Here is a 23,915-nt window from a genome sequence, read left to right as displayed (position 1 = left end):
CGAACGGACGGGTCGGTGAACGAGGACCGGCCGCGGCGGGCCACCCGGTTGACCTGGCATGGGGGAGCCGAGTCGGGCTGTCGGGATGGCCGGCCGCGGCCGGGGTTCGGGGTGGACCGCCGGGTCAGGCGGTCCCGGCGACCTCGGGGAGGTCGGACGCCAGGCGCTCGCTGAGCTGGGCGACCTCGGCGATCTTGCCGTAGTCGCGCAGCGCGGTGTCGGCGGTCTTGCGGATGCGGGTGTTCACCCGCTCGGAGCGCACGTGCCTGGCGACGTCGATGGCCTGGACGGTGAGGCCGGCGGCCTCCTCCGGGCTCCGCTGGAGCAGGTGCACGGTGGCCATGCCGATCAGATTGAGGGCGTAGGCGCGCTGGTGGACGGTGTCCTGGGAGAAGAGCTCGACGGCCCGCTGCATCACCGGGTGGGCCAGCGAGGCGTACGTGGGGCTGCGGCCGGCCACGTACGCCAGGTCACGGTAGGAGTGGGCGTTCTCGGCGTTGAGCTCGGCCTCGTTGAAGAAGCTGATCCAGTCCGGGTCCTCGGTGGGGCGGGAGTCGGTGTAGGAGTCCTCGGCCATCCGCACGGCGCGGTGGCACTTGCTGACCTGGCCCATGTTGGCGTAGGCGCGGGCCTCCATCGCGTACAGCATCGCCTGGGTGGTGGCGGTCGCGCTGTCCCTGCTGCCGTACTGCGCCAGGTGGATGAGTTCCAGTGCGTCGTCGGGCCGGTCCAGGTGGATCATCTGGCGGCTCATGCTGGACAGGACGAAGGCACCCAGCGGGCGGTCGTCCGCCTCCTTGGCCGCGTGCAGGGCCAGGACCAGGTACTTCTGCGCCGTGGGGTGCAGGCCGACGTCGTAGGACATCCAGCCGGCGAGCGCGGCGAGCTCCGCGGTGACGCGGTAGAGCCGCTTGGCGACGGACTGCGGATGGGACTCCTGGAGCAGGTCGGTGACCTCGTGCAGCTGGCCCACCACGGCCTTGCGGCGCAGGCCGCCGCCGCACTGGTTGTCCCACTGCCGGAACATCACCGTGGTGGCCTCCAGCAGCTCCAGCTCGGGCTCGGAGAGCCGGACCCTGCCGCCGGACTCGCGCGGCGGGGGGACGTCGGCGCCGGACGCGGGGGTGGGCACCAGCCAGCGCTGCATCGGCTCGACGAGGGCGGGGCCGGCGGCCAGCGCCAGGGAGGTCCCGAGGAAGCCGCGGCGGCCGAGCATCAGGTCGCTGCGGGAGAACTCGTTGATCAGCTGGACCGTCTGCGGCCCGGCCCACGGCAGGTCCACGCCGGTCGCGGCGGGCGGCTGGTGGGCGGGGCGCAGGCCGAGGTCCTCCACCGGGACGACGGTGCCGAAGCGTTCGGAGAACAGCTCGGACAGGATGCGCGGGATGGGTTCGCGCGGCTGTTCGCCGTCCAGCCAGCGGCGCACCCGTGAGGTGTCCGTGCTGACGTGCAGCGCGCCCATCTGGCGTGCTCTGCGGTTCACCTGACGGGCGAGTTCGCCCTTGGACCAGCCGCTGCGCACAAACCAAGAGGTCAACTGCGCGTTGGGCTGCTTGTCCTGTGTGCCGCCCACCGTGACGCCCCCATTCCGTCGCCCAACACCTCCGGGGATGAGGGCCGTTGCCTGCCTGGCCCCCATGTGCCTCAGTGTCCTACGAGTCTTGCCTCCGGCATACCCGCCGGCCCGCACACTTCCGGGGCTTGCAAACCGAAAGTAATCCTACGATCACCCATCCGGCGATGCCTCCAGCGAAAACGCCACCATTCGCCACCCCTTCGAATGAACTACATGTGCACACGGCGCGATTCACTTGACACATGCCGATCAGGCACGGGCGTAACCATCGGCAACTGCGACCCGTTGGGGGTGTCATGGGCTTCACGATCGGCAGCATGCGGGAGATGCGACACATCCGCTCCGGCGCGCGCCGCCGGACGCACGCCTCGGCGTGCACCACCGTGGCGGAGTACACCGGGTTGTGCGGATGGGCGGTGGCGCCGGGTGCGCGCGCCACGCGCGGGGGCGGGCAGTGCTCCTGCGGTGACCCGGGGTGCAAGGCACCGGGCGCCCACGCACTGGAGTTCGCCGGCGAGGTGCCGGCCGGGGCCACCCTCGAGGAGGCCGTGGCCGCCTGGGAGCGCGTGCCGGGCGCGGCGCTGATGCTCCCCGTGGGACGCGCCTTCGACGTGATCGACGTGGCGGAACGATCCGGCGTACGCGCCCTGGTGCGCCTGGAGCGCATGGGGCTGCGTCTCGGCCCGGTCATCGCCACCCCGGACGGCCGGGCGCAGTTCTTCGTCGCGCCGGGGGCCGCCGCCGAGCTCCCGCACCTGCTGTACCGCATGGGCTGGGACGACGCCGACCTCGACCTGCGCTGCCTCGGGCCGGGCGACCACGTGACCGCCCCGCCCTCCGACCTCGGCGGCCTCGGCCCGGTCCGCTGGCTGCGGCCGCCGGCGCTGGACGCCGCCCGCCAGCCGCCGGAGGCCCGGCTGCTGCTCGGCACGCTGGCGTACGTCTGCCACCGGGACCGCGCGTACGCGTGAACAACGAGCAAGGGGCGCACTCGTGGGAGTGCGCCCCTTGTCCACATGTCCGCTCGTCCGCGGACGCCGCCGGCTACGAGCCGATCAGCGCGTCCACGAAGGCCTCGGGCTCGAACGGCGCGAGGTCGTCCGCCCCCTCGCCCAGGCCGATCAGCTTGACCGGAACGCCCAGCTCGCGCTGGACGGCGACGACGATGCCGCCCTTGGCGGTGCCGTCGAGCTTGGTGAGCACGATGCCGGTGATGTCGACGACCTCGGCGAAGACCCGGGCCTGCACCAGTCCGTTCTGACCCGTCGTGGCGTCCAGGACCAGCAGGACCTCGTCCACCGGGCCGTGCTTCTCCACGACGCGCTTGACCTTGCCGAGCTCGTCCATCAGGCCGGTCTTGGTGTGCAGCCGGCCCGCGGTGTCGATGAGCACGACGTCCGCACCCTCGGCGATGCCCTCCTTCACCGCGTCGAAGGCGACCGACGCCGGGTCGCCGCCCTCGGGACCGCGCACGGTGCGGGCGCCGACGCGCTCGCCCCAGGTCTGCAGCTGGTCCGCGGCGGCGGCACGGAAGGTGTCGGCGGCGCCCAGCACGACGCTGCGGCCGTCGGCCACCAGGACCCGGGCGAGCTTGCCGGTGGTGGTGGTCTTGCCGGTGCCGTTGACGCCGACGACCATCAGCACGGCCGGCTGGTCGGCCCCGTCCCCGTTCGGCAGCCCGTCCGTGTGGAGCGTGCGGTCCAGATCCGTGCCGATCAGGGTCAGCAGTTCCTCGCGCAGCAGCTGCCGCAGGTCGGCGGGGGTGCGGGTGCCGAGCACCTTCACCCGGGTGCGCAGCCGCTCCACGAGTTCCTGGGTGGGGGCGACCCCGACGTCCGCGGTGAGCAGGGTGTCCTCGACCTCCTCCCACGTGTCCTCGTCGAGGTGCTCGCGCGCGAGCAGCGTGAGCAGCCCCTTGCCGAGCGCGTTCTGCGAGCGCGAGAGCCGGGAGCGCAGCCGCACCAGACGGCCGGCGGTGGGCTCGGGCCGCTCGATCTCGGGGGCGGCCGGGCGCTCCTCGACGAGGACGCCGCCGGCGGAGGCGTCTTCCGACTCGGGGAGCTCGACCTCTTCGATGGTCCGGCGGGGTTCGTCCCGCGGGGCCTCCGCCTCGTCGCCGATCTGCGGTTCGGCGGGGGGCGCGGTGATCGTCGGCTGCTCGGTGGGCGGTGCGGGGGGCAGCTGCTTCCTGCGGCGGCTGCCCACCACCAGCCCGCCGGCCGCCAGGATCACGACCAGGGCGATGACTACGGCAAGAATGACGGTTTCCATAACCCGTCCAGTATCGGTCACGCGGCGCGCCCTCCCGGGAGCCACCCGGCGGGCGTCCGTGACTCTGTTCATCTGACGGTTCGTCAGCTAACGTCGGCGCATGCCCGCCACTGTCGTACGTTTCAACCTCGTCGACCCCGCGGCCGCGCCCGGGGCGCTGAGCCACCGCTACCGGGCCGCCCTGGAGATGGCCGCGTACGCCGACGAACACGGCGTCGCCACCCTCCAGACCGAGGAGCACCACGGCTCCCCCGACGGCTGGCTGCCCTCGCCCCTGACCTTCGCGGGGGCGGTCCTCGGCGCGACCCGCCGGATCGCGGTCACCGTCTCCGCGCTGATCGGACCGCTGTACGACCCGCTGCGGCTGGCGGAGGACCTCGCGGTGCTCGACCACGTCGGCGGCGGCCGGCTGGTCACCGTCGCCGGCATCGGCTACCGCCCGGAGGAGTACGAGGCCCTCGGGGTGGACTGGCACCGGCGCGGCGCCCTCCAGGACGAGCTGCTGGAGACGCTGCTCACGGCGTGGACCGGTGAGCCCTTCGTCTTCCGCGGCCGGACCGTCCGGGTCACGCCCCGCCCCCACAGCTCCCCGCACCCGCTGCTGATCGTCGGCGGCAGCTCGCGTGCCGCGGCGCGCCGGGCGGCACGGTTCGGCCTGCCGTTCTTCCCCAGCGCCCACCTCCCGGAGCTGGAGACGTACTACCGGGAGCAGCTCGCCGAGCACCGCACCGAGGGCTGGTGCCTGATGCCCCCGCCGCAGGTGCCGCTGCTCCACCTGTCCGAGGACCCCGACCGCACCTGGGCCGAGTACGGGCGGCACCTGTTCCACGAGGCCGCCACCTACGCCTCCTGGCAGTCCGCCGGCATCCGCTCGGCGGTGCGCTCCAGCGCGGCCTCCCCGGAGGAACTGCGCCGCGAGGGCGTCTACCGCGTGGTCACCCCCGACGAGTGCGTCGCCTTCGCGGAGGCGAGCACCGACCCGGCCGCCGCCCTCGTGCTGCACCCGTTGTGCGGGGGCATGCCGGTCGAGGAGGGCTGGCGGAGCCTGCGCCTGTTCGCGGAGCAGGTACTGCCCCGGCTCAAGGACTGACCGGGCCCGGCCGCGAGCGGCCCGGCGCACGGCGCCGCCCCCGGGCCCGGAGGGGCACCAGGGGGGCGGCGCGGCGGAAGCGGGCGGGGCCGGTCAGCCCATCTCCTCCAGGGTCTTGCCCTTCGTCTCCGGGACGAACTTGACGACGAAGGGGATGGAGAGCGCGGCGAAGGCCGTGTAGATCACGTAGGTCAGCGACAGGTTCCAGTCCGACAGGCTGGGGAAACTGGCCGTGATCACCCAGTTGGCGATCCACTGCGCGCAGGCGGCGACGCCGAGCGCGGCGGCGCGGATCCGGTTCGGGAACATCTCGCCGAGGAAGACCCACACCACGACGCCCCACGACAGGGCGAAGAAGAGCACGAAGGCGTGCGCGCCGACGAGTGCCACGGCGCCCTCGGTGCCGGGGAGGCTGATGTGGCCGCCGGTGCCGGTCTTGTGGGAGAAGGCCCAGGCGACCAGGCCCAGCGAGACCGCCATGCCGACGGAACCGATGAGGGCGAGCGGCTTGCGGCCGATCCGGTCGACGAACAGCATCGCGATCACGGTGCCGATGATGTTGATGATCGACGTGGTGAAGGAGTAGAAGAACGAGCTGCTCGGGTCGACGCCCACGGACTGCCAGAGGGTGGCCGAGTAGTAGAAGATCACGTTGATGCCGACGAGCTGCTGGAACACCGACAGCCCGATGCCGACCCACACGATCGGGGCGAACCCGAAGCGCCCGCCGAGCAGGTCCTTGAAGCGGGAGCGGTGCTCGCTGCGCATGTGCTCGCGGATCTCGGCGACCCGTGCGCCCGTGTCGGTGTGCTCGCCCTCGACGTCGCGCAGCACCTTCTCGGCGTCGGCGGTCCGGCCGGCGGAGATCAGGAAGCGGGGCGACTCGGGGATCGCGAAGGACAGCAGGCCGTACAGGACGGCGGGCACGACCATCACGCCGAGCATGACCTGCCACGCCTCGACGCCCAGCAGGTCACCGCGCTGGTCACCGTCGGCGGCCTGGAGCAGGCCCCAGTTGACGAGCTGGGAGACGGCGATGCCGATCACGATCGCGGCCTGCTGGAAGGAACCGAGCCGGCCGCGGTACGCGGCGGGCGCGACCTCGGCGATGTAGGCGGGGCCGATCACCGACGCCATGCCGATGGCGAAGCCGCCGACCACGCGCCACAGCGCCAGGTCCCAGAGGCTGAAGGGAAGGGCGGAGCCCACGGCGCTGACCGTGAAGAGCGCGGCGGCGATCCGCATGACGCGGATGCGCCCGATGCGGTCGGCGACGCGGCCCGCGGTGGCGGCGCCGATCGCACAGCCGATCAGCGCGATGGCGACGACCTGGGCGAGCGCGGCCGAGCCGATGTCGTACTTCCCGCGGATGCCCTCGACGGCCCCGTTGATGACGGAGCTGTCGTAGCCGAAGAGGAAGCCGCCCATGGCGGCGGCCGCGGTGATGAAGATGACGTGCCCGAGGTGGTCGGCATGGCCGCCGGAGCGGCCGGCCGCCTGGGACTTCGGTGCGGTGGTGGTCACTGGTGAATCTCCCGGACTCTGCATTGAGCCCTCAGGTGGGGGGCAGGAGCAACGAGTGCCGGGACTCCCCAAGTCACCATCACTCGAACGCTAAAACAACATTGCAGACCTTATTCCTACAATCTTCAAAGTCAAACCCGCCCATTTCGACGCAACGAAGTAGAGGATCTCCCAGAGATCCCCTGCATTCGTTCACAACGTGAAGTCAGTCCTTGAGGCGCTGACTGATGACCTTCGACACGCCGTCGCCCTGCATGGACACGCCGTACAGCGCGTCGGCGACCTCCATGGTCCGCTTCTGGTGGGTGATGACGATCAGCTGCGAGCTCTCCTGCAGCTCACGCATGATGCGGATGAGCCGCTGCAGGTTGGTGTCGTCCAGCGCGGCCTCGACCTCGTCCATCACGTAGAACGGGCTCGGCCGGGCCTTGAAGATCGACACCAGCAGCGCCACGGCGGTCAGCGAGCGCTCGCCGCCCGACAGCAGCGACAGCCGCTTGACCTTCTTGCCCGGCGGCCGGGCCTCCACCTCCACACCGGTGGTGAGCATGTTCTCGGGGTCGGTGAGGATCAGCCGGCCCTCGCCGCCGGGGAAGAGCCGGGAGAACACGCCCTCGAACTCGCGCGCCGTGTCGTGGTATGCGGAGGTGAAGACCTGCTCGACCCGCTCGTCCACCTCCTTCACCACCTGGAGCAGGTCGGCCCGGGTCTTCCTCAGGTCCTCCAGCTGTTCCGACAGGAACTTGTGCCGCTCCTCCAGCGCCGCGAACTCCTCCAGCGCCAGCGGGTTGACCTTGCCCAGCTGCTGGTACGCCCTCTCCGCCGCCTTCAGCCGCTTCTCCTGCTCGCCCCGGTGGTACGGGCGCGGCGTGTTGCGCGGGTGCTCCGGGTCCTCCGGCAGCACCTCGCCCTCGGCGGGCGGGGACGGCGGCACGAGCTGGTCCGGCCCGTACTCCGCGACCAGGCCCTCGGGCTCGACGCCGTACTCCTCCAGCGCCTTGCCCTCCAGCTGCTCGACCCTCATCCGCTTCTCGGCGCCCAGCACCTCGCCCTTGTGGACGGAGTCGGTCAGCCGGTCCCGTTCGGACTTCAGCTCCCGGCCCTGGCGGCGCGCGGTGTCCAGCTCCGCCTCGCGCTCGGCCTTGGCGCGCTCGGCCGCGCCGCGTTCCTCGTCCGCGCGCCCCAGCGAGACCTGGACGCAGGCCAGCAGGCCGTGCGCGCCCTTCAGCACCGCCGAGGCGACCTGCGCCTCGTACTCCAGACGCGCCTTGCGCCGGGCGGCCCGCTGCCTGGCCTCGCGCTCGGCGCGGGCGGCGCGGTCCAGGCCGTCGGCGCGGCCGGCCAAGCCCTTGACCCGCTCCTCGTGGGTACGGACCTGGAGCCGCGCCTCCATCTCGGTCTGACGGGCGTTGGCGCCGTCGGCGGCCAGCCGGTCCCGCACGGAGGTGTCCGGCTCCTCCTCGGCGGGGGCGGCCTCCGCCTCGCTCAGCCGGAAGGAGAGCTCCTCGAACTCCTCTATGGCGGCCGCCAGGGACTCCTCGGCGCGGCCCACGGCGGCGGCAGAACGTTCCGCCTCCCCCGCCGCGGCGCGTGCCTGGCCGCCCAGCCGGCCCAGTTGCTGGGCCACGGCCGACTTCTCCTTCTCCGCGGCCCGCCGACGCTGCGTCAGCTCGTCGACCACCCGGGCGGCGGCCGACCGGCGTTCCTTGGCGGCGGCCTGCTCCTGCGCGAGCGCCTCGCAGCGCCCGGCCAGTGCCTCCAGCTCCGCGGCCGCCTCGTCGACGGCGGCCTGCACCTCCAGCAGGCTGGGGGCACCGGCCGAGCCGCCGTGGGCGAAGTGGGCGCCGAGGACATCGCCTTCCGCCGTCACCGCGGTCAACCGCGGGTGGGCGGCGACCAGTGACTCGGCGTCGGCGAGGCTCTCCACGACGACGTGGTCCCGCAGCAGACGGCGCACGGCCGGGAGCAGTTCGTCGGGACCGCCGACGAGCGTGGCCGCCGCACGCGCGCCCGGGGGCACCTCGGCGGACTCCTGCGGGGCGGCGTCACCGGCGAGGAGCAGCGTCGCGCGTCCCGCGTCGTCCTTGCGCAGCAGCCGCAGCGCCTCGGCGGCGGCGGACGGTCCCGAGACGGCGACGGCGTCGGCGGCGGCGCCCAGCGCGGCCGCGACCGCTACCTCGTGGCCCGGGGCGACGGCGAGGAGTTCGGCGGCGGGGCCGAGCAGCCCGGCCAGGCGGTCGCCCGCGGCGAGCAGGGCACCGGTGCCGTCCTTGCGGCGCAGGCCGAGGGCGAGCGCGTCGTGGCGCGCGGCGAGGGCGGCCCGCCGGCGTTCGGCGGTCGTGGCGGCCTCGCGGGCGGCGGAGTGGGCCTCGTCGGCGCCGGCCTGCTCGTCCTTGGCCGCTTCGAGGCGCTCGTCGAGCTCGGAGTCGTCGGCGTCCAGGTCCTCGACCCGGCTGCGGAGTTCCTCGTACTCCTCCTGCGCGGACTCGGCACGCTCGCGCGCCTCGTCACGGGCGGCGGTCAGCCGGCCGATCTCGGCCTCGGCGGATCCGGCCTTGGAACGGGCGGCGTTGACCTGACCCTGCAGCCGGGCCAGACCCTCGCGGCGGTCGGCGATGGCGCGGGCGGCGGCCTTGAGCGCCTTGTCCTCCTCCGCGAGGCGGCGTTCCAGCTCGGCCCGGTGGTCGACCGTGTCGTCCAGGGCGCGCTGGGCGGCCTCCAGGGCGTCGGTGAGTTCCGCCTCCTGTTCGCGGATGCGGGCGGCCTCGCGCTCCATGTCCTCCGGATCGCGGCCGCGCCGCTCCTCGGCGGGCTGCGCCGTGGCATGACGTACGCGCTGCTCGGCCAGGCCGATGGTGCCGCGCACCCGCTCGGCCAGTTGCGACAGCCCGTACCAGGTGGCCCGGGCGTCGGCGAGCCGCGGCGCGAGGGCCCTGACCTGCTCCTCCAGCCGCGCCTCGCGTTGTACCGCGGCCGCCAGCTCCGCCTCGACGGCGTCGCGGCGCTCCTTGAGCGCGGCCTCGTCGGCGACCTCGGCGTGCAAGGCCTTCCGCAGGGTGACCAGGTCATCGGCGAGCAGTCGCAGCCGGGCGTCGCGCAGGTCGGCCTGGATGACCACCGCCCGGCGGGCGACTTGTGCCTGCCGGCCCAGCGGTTTGAGCTGACGGCGCAGCTCACCGGTCAGGTCCTGGACGCGGGCCAGGTTCGCCTGCATGGCGTCCAGCTTGCGCAGCGCCTTTTCCTTGCGCTTGCGGTGCTTGAGGACCCCGGCCGCCTCCTCGATGAAGGCGCGGCGGCCCATCGGATCGGCGTGCAGCACCGAATCCAGTTGTCCCTGGCCGACGATGACGTGCATTTCGCGGCCGATACCGGAGTCGGAGAGCAGTTCCTGGATGTCCAGCAACCGGCAGGTGTCGCCATTGATCTGGTATTCGCTGCCGCCGTTGCGGAACATGATCCGCGTGATGGTGACCTCGGCGTAATCGATCGGGAGGGCACCGTCGCTGTTGTCGATCGTGAGCGACACCTCGGCCCGGCCGAGCGGCGGCCGTCCCGTCGTGCCGGCGAAGATGACGTCCTCCATCTTGCCGCCGCGCAGCGACTTGGCGCCCTGTTCGCCCATGACCCAGGACAGCGCGTCCACGACGTTGGACTTGCCGGAACCGTTCGGGCCGACGACACAGGTGATTCCGGGTTCGAATCGCAGGGTCGTCGCCGAGGCGAATGACTTGAACCCGCGCAGGGTCAGGCTCTTGAGGTGCACGCCGCTGGACTCTACCTCCCGCTCCCGGTTTCACCGAGGAATGCGGGGGGCACATGCAATGCAAGGGCGGAGATCATGGGAGGGCGAACGGGGCGGCAAACGACGAAGGGACGCCGGGGCGTCCCTTGCACATTCCCAAACGGAGTCGTTTCCCCTGACCGGCCGAAAGGCCGGGTCAGGCGAGAACCGGCTCCGCGTGAGGTACGTCGACGAGCTCGTGCGAGGCAGCGGCCAGCGCATCGTTCTCGGCCTGGATCCGTACGAGCTCGGTTTCCAGGTCCTGGACACGCTGCTGCAGCCTTCGCATCTCGGCGAGGAGTCGAGGGTCGGGGCCGCCGACGTAACCGAGAAGCGCCTTTGCCATGATGGATGGTCCTCCACGCTGAGTGACCGACCGGGGAGCGGTGTGGGTCGTGAGTGAGGGGTTATAGGCACCCGCGCCGTGTGCGCCGAAGCTGCCCTTTGCCATGCCTACAGCTGCGGTGCGCGGGGCTTCCAGCGTCTCACCAAATAGTTAGACGGTCAACACGATCACAGCCCGGGCGTCGGGTGCGCCTAAGAAAACACGGCGCGAGAGGGCGCCGCGGGCGTCCCGCGTGGCGTGGAGGACAGGGCCGTCGACCGCTCCCCGAAGATCACCGCGTCCTCGATGTCGGCAGCCTCGCACGCGGTGCGCGAAATGGCAACCTCCTTGTCGCTCTTGCCACGTGAGATTGCCGTTGATCTGTCACCTCACCCCTCACCTGCGAGGACGGGGCGGTGTGCGGGTCGGTGGGTCAGCGGATCGCGAAGCCGTCGTAACCGCCGCGCGGCTCGCCCCAGATTTCGGTGACGCCGTCGACGCGTCCGGGCGTGTCGCCGGTCCGCAGCCAGTCGAGCAGACCGTCGCAGCGCGACCGCTCGCCTTCGGCCACGACTTGCACACGGCCGTCCGAGAGATTGCTCACATACCCGTCGAGTCCGCCGATCTCCAGTGCGTTCACCCGCGTCCACCAGCGGAAACCCACTTGGTGCACGCGGCCTCGCACCCAGGCGGTGAGTCGGACAGCGTCGTTCATGAAAGCACGCTAACCCGCCAGTTGCCCAGGGTTCACACCTGCCCCGCCTGTCTTTCGGTACAGTCGCGCCGCAACAGGACTCACCCGTTCGGGTGAACACCGTCGACATAAAGGACTGCACCGGATGGGCCGCCACAGCCGTAAAGCCTTTGAGCCGGCGCCGTTCTCGGAGGAGGCGCCGCGCCACCGCGGGCAGAGCAGCAGGGCCCGGCGGCGCAAGCAGAACCCGGTGCGGACCGGGCTGCTGGCCTCGTCCGCCGCGCTGGCCGTGGGTGCGATCGGCGTCTCCAGCGGGCTGCTGCCCTCGCCGGACGGCTCCGGCGGGTTCTCGTACCACGACGACGCTCCCGGCCAGGTCCAGGCCGCCGGGCTGCCGAACACCGCGAGCCCCCAGGACGTCGGCGCCATCCCCGCCGACCGGGACACCTCCGCACCCGCCAGCCGCGGCAACGCCCGTACGACCGCGCCCCCCGCCGCCCCGTCGGCACCGGCGACCACCGCGACGCCGACCCCCTCCGCCTCCACCTCCGCCCCGGACGACGGCGCCGCGACCCCCACCGCTCCGCAGCCCTCCGCGTCCTCCGCGCCGGCCACCGTCCCCTCCCCGCCCGCGGCCACCCTCGTGCCGGGCGGCGGCGACGAGGCGCAGGACGGCGACCAGAGCGTCGCCGAGGTCTCCGTCCTCGCCCTGGTGAACACCGTCCGCGCCACCGCCGGCTGCCAGCCGCTGCGCGACAACAAGAAGCTCTCCGAGCTCGCCTCCGACTTCAGCGCCGACATGGCCGCCCGGGCCTTCTTCGACCACACCGACCCCGACGGCGACGACCCCTGGGACCGCGCCGCGCAGGCCGGCGTCAAGGACCTCGGCGGCGAGAACATCGCCCGCGGCCAGGCCACGGCGCAGGAGGTCATGGACGCCTGGATGAACAGCGAGGGGCACCGCGCCAACATCCTCAACTGCGACTACAAGACGATCGGTGTCGGCGCCGTCTTCGGTGACGGCGGCCCCTGGTGGACGCAGGACTTCGGCTACTGAGCCGGCCGTCGGCGCTCCGTTGAGCGCCGACGGCTCCGGGCACGTACAGGTGGGCGTGGTCGAGAAGGAGACGCTGCCGGAGGGCGGCCCGGCAGCCTCCCGGAGCAGATGGCGCCCGGGATTCGGGCACGACGTGCCGAGCGGTGCTCCTCGCGCCCTATGGAGCGGTGAGTGCCGCCTCGATCGAGGAGCCGTGGCGTTCCAGCCAGGCCTCGCGGCGTTTGATCTGGTCGCCGACCCCCTCGTGCCACATGCGGGCCCAGCCGCCGCCCTCGGTCTCGGCCATCCGCTTCATGGAGAACCACGCGCGGCGGGTGCGGAGCACGGCGACCTCCAGCAAGCGGCCGCGGTCCCTGCCGGACATGCCGTACGCGTCGGCGAGGAGGCGGCAGCGCCGGGGGACGTCGACGTCGCGCAGGCGGGGGTCGGCGTCGGCGGGGTCGCCGATGGGGGCCCAGTAGAGCATCGCGTTGTGGATCTCCTCGACCCTGGGAACCGGCCTGGCCAGGTCGAAGTCGATGAGCGCGGCGGCCCGGCCGGCCCGGAAGACGATGTTGTCGGGCGTGAAGTCCATGTGCCCGATCACCTCGGCGGGATGCGCGGGCGCGGGAGGCATGTCCGGGTGCGGGGCGGGACCGGCAGGGGCCTGGACGCCGCTGGGTGGGCTGAAGCCGGCTACCGCGTCGTCGTAGGCGCGGACCAGGCGGCCGACCGAGACGAGGCGGTCCTCGTCGGCGATCCAGGACGGCCGTGGCCGTCCGGCGACCTCCCCCGCCACGTAGGTCAGCACCTCCCGGCCGGCGGCATCGATGCCGAGGAGGCGCGGCGCGCCGGGGAAACCGACGTCCTCCAGGTGACGGAGCAGGGCGTGCACCAGGGGGCTGTGGGCGCCGGTCGGACGGCGGACGGTGTCGCCGACGCGGACGACGCCCTCGGTCACGTCACCGCCGATCAGGGGGATCTCCGGCTGCGGCTCGGCGGTCTCGGCGTAGGTGGCGGCAGGGGCGGGCGGAGCGGGCGGGCCGTCGGGAAGCATCCGCCCATTGTGCGCCGTACGGCCCCGGCCACGCCGGGGGTTCGGGGCCGTAACTCACCGAGGGGAAGCGCAACCCCACGGGTGGCGCTGTGGACGAGTACGCTCACGCCCATGGAGACGTCCGTACGGGCCGGCGACGCCACCGGCGGCAGCGGTGGTGCCGGGGCGGCGAACCCGGAGTTCGACGTGTTCGCCCGCTCGTGCCCGTCGCGCCCCACGCTGGAACACGTGACCGGCCGCTGGGGCTCGCTGACGCTGGGCGCGCTGGTCCACGGGGCACTGCGGTTCAACGAGCTGCGCCGCCGCGTCGACGGAGTGAGCGAGAAGATGCTCTCCCAGACCCTGCACGCGCTGGAACGGGACGGGCTGGTGCACCGCGAGGCGCGGCCCACCAACCCGCCGCGGGTCGACTACAGCCTCACACCGCTGGGCCGGGACACGGCCGAGCGGCTGCTCGCCCTGATCGGCCTCGTGGAGTCGCGGATGCCGGAGGTGCTGGCGGCGCAGCGGCGCTACGACGGGCGGACGATGACGGCGGACGTGCCGCCCGGCCCGCGCGGCGGTCGCTGACAGCGCGGGCAGAAGTAGCTCGACCGGTTCATCCAGGGACGGCGGCGGATCGGGGTGCCGCAGCGGCGGCAGGGCTCGTCCTCGCGGCCGTAGGCGTCCAGGGAGCGGTCGAAGTAGCCGGACTCCCCGTTGACGTTGACGTACAGGCTGTCGAAGCTCGTGCCGCCGGCGGCGAGGGCGTCGGTCATGACCTCGCGGATGTGGGTGAGCAGTTCGGTGGTGACCGGCCGGGTCAGGGTCGCGGTCGGCCGCTCGTAGTGCAGCCTGGTGCGCCACAGCGCCTCGTCCGCGTAGATGTTGCCGACCCCGCTGATCAGCGACTGGTCGAGCAGCGCCCGCTTGATCGTGGTGCGGCGGCGGCGCAGCGCGGTGTGGAAGGCCGCGTCGTCGAAGCGGGGGTCGAGCGGGTCGCGGGCGATGTGCGACAGGGGGACCGGCAGCCGCTCGGGGTCGCCGGGCACGCACTCGTGCAGCGACAGGCCGCCGAAGGTGCGCTGGTCGACGAAACGCAGCTCCGTGCCGAGGTCGTCCTCGAAGCGGATCCGGATCCGCAGGTGGGTCTCGGCGGGCGCGTCCTCGGGCTGGACGAGCAGCTGGCCGCTCATGCCGAGGTGTCCGAGGAGCGCGAGCGGGGAGTCCTGGAGCGGCAGCCACAGGTACTTGCCGCGGCGCAGGGCGGGACCGAAGGTCTGCGCCTCCAGCCGGTCGGCGAAGTCCGCGCCGCCGGCGAGGTGGCGGCGCACGGCCCGGGCGTGCAGCACCTCGGCCCGGGCGACGGTGCGGCCGCTGACCCAGCGGTCCAGACCGCGGCGTACGACTTCGACCTCGGGCAGCTCCGGCACGCGGTGCGCTCCTCTCGGAAGGCGGTTCCCCGTCCGGGGAACCGGAAGGCCCGCCCGGTCGGCCTCGGGGGCCGGCCGGACGGGCCTGACGGGTTCAGCTCGCGACAGTGCCGTTCGCGTCGCGCTTGGCGCGGATCCCGCGCCAAGCGGCCTCGGCGGCCTGCTGCTCTGCTTCCTTCTTGCTGCGGCCGGTGCCGGTGCCGTACTCGACACCACCGACGCGGGCGGCAGCCGTGAAGGTCTTCTCGTGGTCCGGTCCGGTCTCGGAGACCACGTACTCCGGGACACCGAGGCCCTCGCCCGCGGTGAGTTCCTGGAGGCTGGTCTTCCAGTCCAGTCCCGCCCCGAGGTTGGAGGACTTCTCGATCAGTGGATCGAAGAGCCGGTGCACCAGCTCCGACGCGGCGTCCAGGCCCTGGTCCAGGTAGACCGCCCCGATCACCGCCTCGAGGGTGTCCGCGAGGATCGACGCCTTGTCCCGGCCTCCCGTGCCCTCCTCGCCCCGGCCGAGGCGCACGAAGCTGCCCAGGTCGAGGCCACGGCCGACGTCGGCCAGGGCTCGGGAGTTGACCACCGCGGCCCGCAGCTTGGCGAGCGTGCCCTCCGGGAGGTCCGGGTGGGTGCGGTAGAGCGTGTCCGTGACCACCAGGCCGAGCACGGAGTCCCCGAGGAACTCCAGGCGCTCGTTGGTGGGCAGACCGCCGTTCTCGTACGCGTACGAGCGATGGGTCAGCGCACGCACCAGAAGGGCGGGTTCGAGTGTGTACCCGAGCCGCCCTTCCAGAACCGCGGGGGACGAGGCTGCCTTACCGGCGTCCGTCGACGTTGCGCCGTCTGACGACATGGAGCCCCTCACCCGCCGATCAGACCTCGAGGACCTGACGACGGTTGTAGGTGCCGCAGCTCGGGCACGCGATGTGCTGCTGCTTCGGCTCGTGGCAGCGCTCGCACGCCACCAGGCTCACGGGCGCAGCCTTCCACTGCGAACGGCGGTGGCGCGTGTTGCTGCGCGACATCTTCCGCTTGGGAACAGCCACGGCTACTTCTCCTGGTTCTCGTCGGCGCCGTCCTCGGCACCGCTCAGCTGGATTTCCTGCAGGGCCGCCCAACGGATGTCGGTGACCTCGTGGTGGTGGTCCGGGTCGTCCGCCAGCCGCGCCCCGCAATCGGAGCACAGACCGGCACAGTCGTCCTGGCACACCGGCTGCAGCGGCAGTTCGAGAACCACCGCGTCGCGCAGCACGGGCTCGAGGTCGAACAAGTCGCCCTCGAGGAAGAGAGTGTCCTCCTCCTCGGCGTCGTCACCGGCGTCGGCGGCACCGTGGTGCCCACCGGTCCGGGTGTCGGCGTCGGGGTAGGAGTACAACTCCTGGAACTCCGTCTCGAGCTCACGCTCGAGCGGCTCCAGACACCTTACGCACTCCCCCGAGAGCGGTGCGCGGGCGGTGCCCGTGACGAGCACCCCCTCCATCACCGACTCCAGGCGGAGGTCCAGCTCGATCTCCGTGCCCTCGCGGACACCGATGACCTCGATGCCCATGTCCTTGGGGGCCGGCACCGAGCGGGAGACCTTCTTCATCGCCCCAGGACGACGACCCAGCTCGTGCGTGTCGAACACGAGCGGGTTGCGGTGGTCGAGGCGGGTGTTCAGGGCTCCTGCTTTCTTCGGTTCGGCGCGTGCCCGTCGCCACGACGGCGGGCACGCCAAAGCGCCGGGGATCACACGGCTGAGGGATCAGGATACCGGTCCCCCGGGCTCAGCCCAAACCGCGCTCCTGCTCCAGCTCACGCAGCCGGTTCAGGTCGATCATGCTGGTGTCGAAGAAGCTCGTCTCGTCCAGCGCCGCGCCCTGCCCCTGCTGGTGCTGCTGCGGGATGTACTGCTGCTGCTCGTAACCGCTCTGCTGCGGCTGCTGCCAGCCGTAGTTCGGGTCGTAGTAGGCCTGCTGCGGCTGGGCGGCGTACGGGTCGGCGTACTGACCCTGCTGCTGGTACGGGTCCGGCTGCTGGACCTGCTGCTGGTACGGGTCCGGCTGCTGGTAGCCGTAGTCGGGCTGCTGGACCGCGTTCGGGTCGTACTGGTAGTCGCCGGGGGCCACGGGAGCGGCCAGGCCCGCGAGGTACTCGGCGTCGGACTGCCCGGGGACCTGGCCCTCGGGGTCCGCGTCGTGGGCGCCCAGCTCGTCCATGGGGCGGTGGCCGGTCAGCTTCAGGCGGCCCCGTCCGACGGCCTCCAGGGTCTTGCTGAGCACCGCCTCGAAGGCGCCCAGCTTGGCGTCCACGTACTCGTCCGCGCGGCGGCGCAGCGTCTCGGGGTCGCCGCTGCGCTCCGGCGCGTCGTCCTCGTCCGCGTACGGGTAGCCGTTCTCGTCGAGGGCCGGGCCGTGGCCCAGCAGCTTCTCGCGCCCGCGGTCCACCGAGCCGATGGTCTTGGTCAGCACGACCTCGAAGTTGGCGAGCTTGCTGTCGACGTAGTCGTCGGCCTCGGCCCGGATCTCGGTGGCCTCGCGCTGCGCCTCCGTGACGATGCGCTCGGCCTCCTGCTGCGAGCGGCGGGCGATCTCGGTGTCGGAGATCAGCGAACCCCGTTCCGCGTGCGCGGCGCCGATGATCCGGCCGGCCTCGGCCCGGGCCTCCTCGACCATCTGCTCCCGCCCGCCCAGCAACTGCTGGGCCTGGGAGAGCGAGTCGGGCAGCGCCGACCGTACGTCTTCGAGCATGGCGAGCAACTCGGCACGGTTGACCACGCAGGAGGCCGACATCGGCATGGACCGGGCGGCCTCCACGGCGGCCACGATCTCGTCGAGCTTCTTCTGGACGTCCACCTTCCAGACTCTACTGCTGCGCGAGCTTCTTCTTGAGGGCCTCCAGCACGACGGGGGGCAGCAAGTGCGCGACGTCGCCGCCCCATTGCGCCACCTCCTTGACGAGGCTGGAGGACAGGAAGCTGTAGGTGGGGTTGGTGGGGACGAAAAGGGTCTCCACGCCGGACAGCCCGTTGTTCATCTGGGCCATCTGCAGCTCGTAGTCGAAGTCGCTGACCGCGCGCAGGCCCTTCACGATGGCGGGGATGTCGCGCTGCTTGCAGAAGTCCACCAGCAGGCCGTGGAAGGCCTCCACGCGCACGTTGCCGTACCCGGCGGTGACCTCCTCGATGAGGGCGATGCGCTCCTCGATCGAGAAGAGGCCCTTCTTCGACTTGTTGATCATCACGGCCACGTAGACCTCGTCGTACAGGCGCGAGGCTCGGGCGATGATGTCGAGGTGTCCATTGGTGACGGGGTCGAAGGACCCCGGACAGACTGCGCGGCGCAACGGTGACTCCTCGCTCTGAGGGTTCTGCGGGTGGTTCATGACGCGTCGGTGACGTCGGCGGCGCGACCGTACCAAAGCGTCCCTTCGCCGTACCGCCGGGCCCTGATCCCTTCGTACCCCTCGGGCCAGCGGAATTCCCCGCCTCGGGTGCTCCTCTCCACGGTGGCGACGGCGTCCGCGTCGAGCCAGCCCTGCGTACGGAGTGTGAGCAGGATCTCGCGCAGCTCGTCGTCGGTGACGGCGTACGGCGGGTCCAGGAACACCAGGTCGTACGGGTCCGCCGGAGACGGTCCCGCGACCACCTTCTCGGCCTTGCCGGCCCGCACCTCGGCGCCGGGCAGCCCGAGGACGCGGACGTTCTCCCGGATGACGCGGGCGGCGCGGGGGTCGGACTCGACCAGCAGCACGTGCGCCGCGCCGCGTGAGAGCGCCTCCAGGCCGACGGCGCCCGATCCCCCGTACAGGTCGATGACCCGCGCCCCGTGCAGAACGCCGCGCAGCGACTCCCAGGTGGAGAACAGCCCCTCCTTCGCCCGGTCCGAGGTGGGTCGGGTTCCGTTGCCCGGCGGCACGGCCAGGCGGCGGCCACCGGCGGCTCCGGCGATCACGCGGGTCATCTGCGGCTCATTCGTCTCGTGGGCGGGGGGAACGGCGCCGTCGCGGCGCCGCTCCCCCACGATACGTAGGTCAGTCCCGGCCCTGCTCCTCCACCGCCCCGACGAGCGCCGGCGAGGCGTAGCGCGACCAGGACAGGCAGCCGTCGGGCGGGCAGTGCTCGGGGCGGCGCGGGTCGTGACCGAGCTCACGCAGCTTCGTCCGGACGGAGTCGGGCGTGCGGCCGAAGCGCGCGGCCACGCGGGCGATGGACTCGCCGTCGTGGAACCGGCGGACCAGCTCCTCCTCGTGCTGCGGCACCCAGGGCGCGCCGTGCCCCGGGAACAGCTCGCGCAGCACGTCGCGGTCGGGTATGGGCTCGGCGACGTCGGCCACGAGGGCGAGGGCCCGCAGGGCGCGGTTGAGGGCGATGCGCAGGGACGGGACGTCGGTCAGCGGCAGCGTGAGCGTGCCGGAGGCGAGGAGGGTGTCCGGGTCGTCCTCGGACCAGCCGGCCAGGGTCAGGGTGACGGTGGTGTCGTCGTCGCTGGAGAGCTCGATCCGGAAGACCTTCTCACCGAGCGGCAGTTCGTTGAGATGACGGAACGACATGAAATCAGCCCCCAAAGGTCCAACTACGCCTATTCCCGAGCGGATCGGCGCGGACTGTGTCCATTCTCCCAGGGGGCACTGACAATGACGGTCCGTCAGCCCTTGTCGAGGTACTGCTCGCGGTCCGCGTCGACCAGGCTCTCCAGCGCGCTGCGCAGGTCCGGCTGACCCTCCAGTCCGGGGTCCGCGGCGACCAGCGAGGTGGCCTCCTCCCGGGCCGCCGCGATCACGTCCTCGTCGTCGATCACCGTCAGCATGCGCAGCGACGAACGCGTGCCGGACTGGGCCTGCCCGAGGACGTCGCCCTCACGCCGCTGTTCCAGGTCGATACGGGACAGCTCGAAGCCGTCCAGCGTCCCGGCCACGGCGTCGAGCCGGGCGCGGGCCGAGGTCGCCTCCGGCATCTCGGACACCAGCAGGCACAGACCGGCCGCCGCACCACGCCCGACCCGGCCTCGCAACTGGTGCAGCTGCGAGACGCCGAAGCGGTCCGCGTCCATGATCACCATGGCGGTGGCGTTCGGCACGTTGACGCCGACCTCGATCACCGTGGTCGCCACCAGCACGTCGACCTCGCCGGCGGCGAAGCGGCGCATCACGTCGTCCTTCGCCTCCGCCTGCATCCGCCCGTGCAGCACCTCCACACGCAGCCCCGCCAGCGGCCCCTTGACCAGCTGCTCGGCGATCTCCAGCACCGCCAGCGGCGGCCGCCGCTCCGCCTCGTCCTCCGCGGACTTCTTCTTCGGGTCCGGCTCCTCGTCACCGATCCGCGGGCACACCACGTACGCCTGGTGCCCGTTCTCGACCTCCTCGCGCACCCGCTCCCAGGCGCGCGACAGGAAGTGCGGCTTGTCCTTCGCCGGCACGACGTGCGTGGCGATCGGCGAACGGCCGGCCGGCAACTGGTCCAGCACGGAGGTCTCCAGGTCGCCGAAGACCGTCATCGCGACGGTGCGCGGGATCGGCGTCGCCGTCATCACCAGCAGGTGCGGCGGCTGCTTGGCCTTGCCCCGCAGCGCGTCGCGCTGCTCGACACCGAAGCGGTGCTGCTCGTCGACCACAACCAGCCCCAGGTCGTGGAACCCCACCTTGTCCTCGATCAGCGCGTGCGTGCCCACGACGATCCCGGCCTCGCCGGTCACCAGGTCCAGCAGCGCCTGGCGGCGGGCGGCGGCCCCCATGGAACCGGTCAGCAGCACGACCTTCGTGCCCAGGTCCGAGCCGCCGAGCATGCCGCCCTCGGCGAGGTCGCCCATCATCTCCGTGATCGACCGGTGGTGCTGCTGCGCCAGCACCTCCGTCGGCGCCAGCATCGCGGCCTGGCCTCCGGTGTCGACCACGCCGAGCATGGCGCGCAGCGCCACCATCGTCTTGCCGGAACCCACCTCGCCCTGGAGCAGCCGGTGCATCGGGTGGTCCGTCGCCAGGTCCGCGAAGATCTCGGCCGACACCTGCTCCTGGCCCTCGGTGAGCGTGAACGGCAGCCGCGCGTCGAAGGCCTTCAGCAGACCGTCCTCGGCCGGCACGCGCGGCACGGCGGGCAGCGCGTCGTCCGCCGCCCGGCGCCGCGCGAGGGCCACCTGCAAAACGAACGCCTCGTCCCACTTCAGGCGCTCCTTGGCGATCATGATGTCGGCCTTGGACCGCGGGCGGTGGATCTTCTCCAGCGCCTCCGGCAGCGCCACGAGCCCGCGCGACTCCCGCAGCGCGGCGGGCAGCGGCTCGCCCGTGCCGGACCACTGCGTGGCGCCGAGGGAGGTCAGCACGGTGTCCACGGTCTTCGCGATCGTCCACGAGTTGACCTGCTTGCACGCCGGGTAGATCGGGATCAGCCGGCCGGCGAAGGCGTCCACGGCCTCCTTGCCGTCCTCGGCGTCCAGCAACTGGTACTCGGGGTGCGCCAGCTGCAGGGCCCGGTTGAACACCGACACCTTGCCGGCGAACATGCCGCGGCGGCCCGGGAGGAGGTCGTGCTCCGGCTTGAACACCCCCCGGCCGAAGAAGACCAGGGTCAGCGAGCCGCTGCCGTCCGTGACGACCACCTCGAGGCGCGACTTGCCCGGGCCGTAGGTCTTCTTCGTCGCCTTGGCGACGCGCGCGACGACGGTGACGTGTTCGTCCAGCGGGAGGTCGGACAGGCGCGTCAGCTCGCCGCGTTCCGCGTAGCGGCGTGGGTAGTGGTGCAGCAGGTCGCCGACGGTGCGCAGGTCGAGGTGGTCGGCGAACACCTTTGCGGTGCGGCCGCCGACGGATTTTGCGAGCGGTTCGTCAAGGGCAGCAGACATCGCGTCCATCTTTGCGCACGGGGCCGACAAAGTTTGTGTTGCGGCCCGGGGGGCGGCGGCTGCGCCGGGCTGCCCGGGTGTTTGTGTGCCGGTTGTTTGCGCCTGCGGCGGGGAAACCCCCAACCGCAACACGCAACGGCGCCGCACGCGGCGACGCGGGGTCGGCTACTCGACGCCGATGAGGAGGGGGCACGTTTCCTGGCCGCCGTCGTAGACGACCGTGTCGACCGCGAGGTGGCTGTCACGGACGTGCGCCTCGAGCCGGTCCGCCAGGTCCGCGGGCGCGTCGGACCCGATGACGAGCGTGACCATCTCCCCGCCCGCGGCGAGCATGCGGTCCAGGACGATGATCCCGGTCTCGACGAGGTTGCCGCCGATCACCGCGACGTCCCCGTCGATGAGGCCGAGGACGTCCCCGGCCTGGCAGACGCCGGCCATGGTCCAGGACTGGGCCTCCGCGACGGCGAGCTCGGCGTAGCGCGTGGCGCCGGCCGCGGAGGTCATGGCGACGACGTCCTCGTCGAAGCGCCGGGTGGGCTCGTGGACGGCGAGGGCGGCGATGCCCTGCACCGCGGACCGGGTGGGGATGAGCGCCACGCGGACGCCCTCCGTGCGCGCCTGTTCGGCCGCGGCGCCCACCGCGTGCCGCAGTTCGACGTCGTTGGGCAGCAGGACGACCTCGCGGGCGTGTGCGCGGCGGATGGCCTCCGCGATGTCGCCGCTCGCGGGCGGCTCCCCTGGCCGTACGGCGACCACGGTGGCCCCGGCCTGGGCGCACAGCTCGGCGAGGCCGTCACCGCGCACCACGGCGACGACGGCCCGGAGCGTGCGCTCGCCCCGCCCGCCGGTGGCCCCTCGGCGGCCCTGCTCGAGCGCGCGGGCCTGGTCGCCGAAGTGCGTCACCTTGATGCGGTACGGCCGTCCCGCCTCGATCCCGGCCTCGATGGCGGCGCCCACGTCGTCGACGTGGACGTGGACGTTCCACAGCCCGTCCCCGCCGACGACGACGAGGGAGTCGCCGAGCCGGTCCAGCCGGGTGCGCAGCGCGGGGACGGCGCGGTCGGGTGCCTCCAGGAGGTAGATGACCTCGAAGTCCGGCCCGCCGGGCACCGCGTGCGGGTCCGCGCCGTCCCCGCCGGTCGTGGCGCAGCCGTAGGGCACGACCTGGGACGCGCCCCTGGGCAACGGCACCCGCAGGGCGTCGTCGAGCGGGCCCATCGGGGCCTGTCCGGAGACCGCGTCCGCGAGGGCGCCCAGGACGGCGACGAGGCCGCGGCCGCCGGCGTCGACGACACCGGCGTCGCCGAGGACGGCCAGCTGCCGAGGAGTTGCCGCCAGCGCGAGGCGGGCGGCCTCGTACGCGGCCCGGGAGACCTCGTGGACGTCGCCGGTCACGGCGGCGGCCGCCTCCGCGGCGGCCGTGGCGACGGTGAGCATCGTGCCCTCGACCGGATGCGCGACGGCCTGGTAGGCGGACTCCGCGGCCCGGCGCAGCGCCGGCCGCAGGTCGCCGGCGTCCTCGGCGAGGACCTCGGCCATGCCGCGCAGCAGTTGGGCGAGGATCGTCCCGGAGTTGCCGCGTGCTCCTATGAGCGCGCCGTGCGCCATGGAGCGCAGGCACGAGGTGAGGTCCGGGACGCCGCCCGAGGCGGCGTGGCCCTCGAAGACGGCGTCCACGGACTGAGCGGCGGACTCCACGGTCAGGAACAGGTTCGTGCCGGTGTCCCCGTCGGCGACGGGGTAGACGTTGATCGCGTCGATCTCCTCGCGTGCCCGCCCGAGCGCCTGGAGGGACAGCCGGCACCATGCGCGCACCGCGGGAGGGTCGAGCGTCGGCGGCACGTGTTCCTCCTGCGGGGGCGGCCGGGGACCTGGGGTGGGGAGGTGTCCGCACGCAGCGTACTGAGCGCCGGGGCCCTCCGGGCGACCGCCCGTACCGCTGACCATGGTAATTTCGAGGGACAGGAGCGGACGTAGTATGCTGCTCCGGTTGCCTGGGGCTGTCCCGGGCCGTCCCTCGGCATCACTGGTCTTCCTTCAATCATTTTGACGGATGCCGGATGCCGCCGGGATTTATCCGTTAGTGCATCTGAAGTCTTTGGAGTGACCCGTGGCTGCCAACTGCGACGTCTGCGGCAAGGGGCCGGGCTTCGGCAACAACATCTCGCACTCGCACCGCCGTACTCGCCGTCGTTGGAACCCCAACATCCAGACGGTGCGTGCTGTGGTCGGTCGGACGCCGAAGCGCCTCAACGTCTGCACCTCGTGCATCAAGGCCGGCAAGGTCGCGCGCTGACGCATAGGACGTCGTAGCGCAGCCTTGCGGCTACCGGAGCCGGTCCA

General features: G+C 72.4%; 22 protein-coding genes. 5 read left to right on the top strand and 17 right to left on the bottom strand.

The annotated features are described in order from the left end of the window. Positions 1-124 precede the first annotated feature (124 nt). Entirely contained in the window at positions 125-1,639 is a 1,515-nt protein-coding gene (nsdA, locus tag AC1VWI_RS30615) for a transcriptional repressor NsdA (protein ID WP_499514216.1), read from the bottom strand. Positions 1,640-1,872: 233 nt separating this feature from the next. Here nsdA and AC1VWI_RS30610 point away from each other — a divergent pair, with 233 nt between their 5' ends. After that, positions 1,873-2,547 (top strand): bifunctional DNA primase/polymerase, encoded by a 675-nt coding sequence (locus tag AC1VWI_RS30610; RefSeq protein WP_499514215.1) that lies wholly within the window; start codon positions 1,873-1,875, stop codon positions 2,545-2,547. Between the two features lie 73 nt (positions 2,548-2,620). Here the strand turns inward: AC1VWI_RS30610 and ftsY are convergent, their stop codons facing one another. Continuing rightward, complete coding sequence (ftsY, locus tag AC1VWI_RS30605) at positions 2,621-3,847, bottom strand: signal recognition particle-docking protein FtsY (protein ID WP_499514214.1); 1,227 nt, start codon at positions 3,845-3,847, stop codon at positions 2,621-2,623. 100 nt (positions 3,848-3,947) lie between these two features. Between ftsY and AC1VWI_RS30600 the strand changes: the two genes are divergently transcribed. Further along, the gene (locus AC1VWI_RS30600) at positions 3,948-4,937 is read left to right on the top strand and encodes an LLM class flavin-dependent oxidoreductase (RefSeq protein WP_499514213.1); all 990 of its coding nucleotides are present in this window, start codon (positions 3,948-3,950) and stop codon (positions 4,935-4,937) included. Positions 4,938-5,030: 93 nt separating this feature from the next. On the opposite strand, the gene AC1VWI_RS30595 is transcribed toward AC1VWI_RS30600, so the two are convergent. The 4 genes from AC1VWI_RS30595 to AC1VWI_RS30580 form a co-directional block, all read right to left on the bottom strand. Continuing rightward, positions 5,031-6,485 (bottom strand): sugar porter family MFS transporter, encoded by a 1,455-nt coding sequence (locus AC1VWI_RS30595; protein WP_499514212.1) that lies wholly within the window; start codon positions 6,483-6,485, stop codon positions 5,031-5,033. A 181-nt stretch (positions 6,486-6,666) separates the two neighbouring features. Then, on the bottom strand, positions 6,667-10,224 hold the full coding sequence (gene smc / locus AC1VWI_RS30590; protein ID WP_499514211.1) for a chromosome segregation protein SMC: 3,558 nt from the start codon (positions 10,222-10,224) through the stop codon (positions 6,667-6,669). Positions 10,225-10,399: 175 nt separating this feature from the next. Further along, on the bottom strand, positions 10,400-10,588 hold the full coding sequence (locus AC1VWI_RS30585; RefSeq protein WP_319131640.1) for a hypothetical protein: 189 nt from the start codon (positions 10,586-10,588) through the stop codon (positions 10,400-10,402). A 412-nt stretch (positions 10,589-11,000) separates the two neighbouring features. Continuing rightward, the gene (locus tag AC1VWI_RS30580; RefSeq protein ID WP_499514210.1) at positions 11,001-11,282 is read right to left on the bottom strand and encodes an acylphosphatase; all 282 of its coding nucleotides are present in this window, start codon (positions 11,280-11,282) and stop codon (positions 11,001-11,003) included. 124 nt (positions 11,283-11,406) lie between these two features. On the opposite strand from AC1VWI_RS30580, the gene AC1VWI_RS30575 reads away from it, so the two are divergent. Continuing rightward, positions 11,407-12,318 carry a CAP domain-containing protein gene (locus AC1VWI_RS30575; RefSeq protein ID WP_499514209.1) on the top strand — a complete coding sequence of 304 codons (912 nt, stop codon included), beginning with the start codon at positions 11,407-11,409 and terminating at the stop codon, positions 12,316-12,318. Positions 12,319-12,475: 157 nt separating this feature from the next. Here AC1VWI_RS30575 and AC1VWI_RS30570 read toward each other — a convergent pair whose 3' ends face one another. Next, a complete protein-coding gene (locus AC1VWI_RS30570; protein ID WP_499514208.1) occupies positions 12,476-13,354 on the bottom strand; it encodes an aminoglycoside phosphotransferase family protein in 879 nt (292 codons plus the stop codon). A gap of 111 nt (positions 13,355-13,465) precedes the next feature. On the opposite strand from AC1VWI_RS30570, the gene AC1VWI_RS30565 reads away from it, so the two are divergent. Further along, positions 13,466-13,924, top strand: coding sequence for a winged helix-turn-helix transcriptional regulator (locus tag AC1VWI_RS30565; RefSeq protein WP_499514207.1), 459 nt, complete (start codon positions 13,466-13,468; stop codon positions 13,922-13,924). Here the strand turns inward: AC1VWI_RS30565 and mutM are convergent. The 10 genes from mutM to AC1VWI_RS30515 all read right to left on the bottom strand — a co-directional run bounded on the left by mutM (position 13,867) and on the right by AC1VWI_RS30515 (position 23,414). After that, positions 13,867-14,766: a bifunctional DNA-formamidopyrimidine glycosylase/DNA-(apurinic or apyrimidinic site) lyase gene (gene mutM, locus AC1VWI_RS30560; protein WP_499514206.1), complete on the bottom strand. Its 900-nt coding sequence runs from the start codon at positions 14,764-14,766 to the stop codon at positions 13,867-13,869. The genes AC1VWI_RS30565 and mutM overlap by 58 nt on opposite strands. Before the next feature lie 94 nt (positions 14,767-14,860). Beyond that, positions 14,861-15,610: a ribonuclease III gene (gene rnc, locus AC1VWI_RS30555; protein WP_499514205.1), complete on the bottom strand. Its 750-nt coding sequence runs from the start codon at positions 15,608-15,610 to the stop codon at positions 14,861-14,863. A 19-nt stretch (positions 15,611-15,629) separates the two neighbouring features. Then, the gene (rpmF, locus tag AC1VWI_RS30550; protein ID WP_026251550.1) at positions 15,630-15,803 is read right to left on the bottom strand and encodes a 50S ribosomal protein L32; all 174 of its coding nucleotides are present in this window, start codon (positions 15,801-15,803) and stop codon (positions 15,630-15,632) included. A 2-nt stretch (positions 15,804-15,805) separates the two neighbouring features. Continuing rightward, positions 15,806-16,345, bottom strand: coding sequence for a YceD family protein (locus tag AC1VWI_RS30545; protein WP_499514204.1), 540 nt, complete (start codon positions 16,343-16,345; stop codon positions 15,806-15,808). A 178-nt stretch (positions 16,346-16,523) separates the two neighbouring features. After that, on the bottom strand, positions 16,524-17,591 hold the full coding sequence (locus tag AC1VWI_RS30540; RefSeq protein WP_499514203.1) for an ATP synthase subunit B family protein: 1,068 nt from the start codon (positions 17,589-17,591) through the stop codon (positions 16,524-16,526). A 10-nt stretch (positions 17,592-17,601) separates the two neighbouring features. Then, the gene (gene coaD, locus AC1VWI_RS30535; protein WP_499514202.1) at positions 17,602-18,081 is read right to left on the bottom strand and encodes a pantetheine-phosphate adenylyltransferase; all 480 of its coding nucleotides are present in this window, start codon (positions 18,079-18,081) and stop codon (positions 17,602-17,604) included. A 35-nt stretch (positions 18,082-18,116) separates the two neighbouring features. Then, positions 18,117-18,698 carry a 16S rRNA (guanine(966)-N(2))-methyltransferase RsmD gene (gene rsmD / locus AC1VWI_RS30530; RefSeq protein ID WP_499514201.1) on the bottom strand — a complete coding sequence of 194 codons (582 nt, stop codon included), beginning with the start codon at positions 18,696-18,698 and terminating at the stop codon, positions 18,117-18,119. A gap of 70 nt (positions 18,699-18,768) precedes the next feature. After that, positions 18,769-19,287 carry a hypothetical protein gene (locus AC1VWI_RS30525; RefSeq protein ID WP_499514200.1) on the bottom strand — a complete coding sequence of 173 codons (519 nt, stop codon included), beginning with the start codon at positions 19,285-19,287 and terminating at the stop codon, positions 18,769-18,771. A 95-nt stretch (positions 19,288-19,382) separates the two neighbouring features. Continuing rightward, on the bottom strand, positions 19,383-21,581 hold the full coding sequence (recG, locus tag AC1VWI_RS30520) for an ATP-dependent DNA helicase RecG (RefSeq protein ID WP_499514199.1): 2,199 nt from the start codon (positions 21,579-21,581) through the stop codon (positions 19,383-19,385). Positions 21,582-21,737: 156 nt separating this feature from the next. Next, positions 21,738-23,414 carry a DAK2 domain-containing protein gene (locus tag AC1VWI_RS30515; protein ID WP_499514198.1) on the bottom strand — a complete coding sequence of 559 codons (1,677 nt, stop codon included), beginning with the start codon at positions 23,412-23,414 and terminating at the stop codon, positions 21,738-21,740. A gap of 268 nt (positions 23,415-23,682) precedes the next feature. On the opposite strand from AC1VWI_RS30515, the gene rpmB reads away from it, so the two are divergent. After that, the gene (gene rpmB / locus AC1VWI_RS30510) at positions 23,683-23,868 is read left to right on the top strand and encodes a 50S ribosomal protein L28 (RefSeq protein ID WP_014628431.1); all 186 of its coding nucleotides are present in this window, start codon (positions 23,683-23,685) and stop codon (positions 23,866-23,868) included. The last annotated feature ends 47 nt before the right edge of the window (positions 23,869-23,915 follow it).

This window comes from Streptomyces sp. TOM-9 (genome assembly GCF_056858595.1).
Note: the sequence above shows the minus strand (reverse complement) of the source record. Positions and strands in the feature narration are given on the sequence as shown.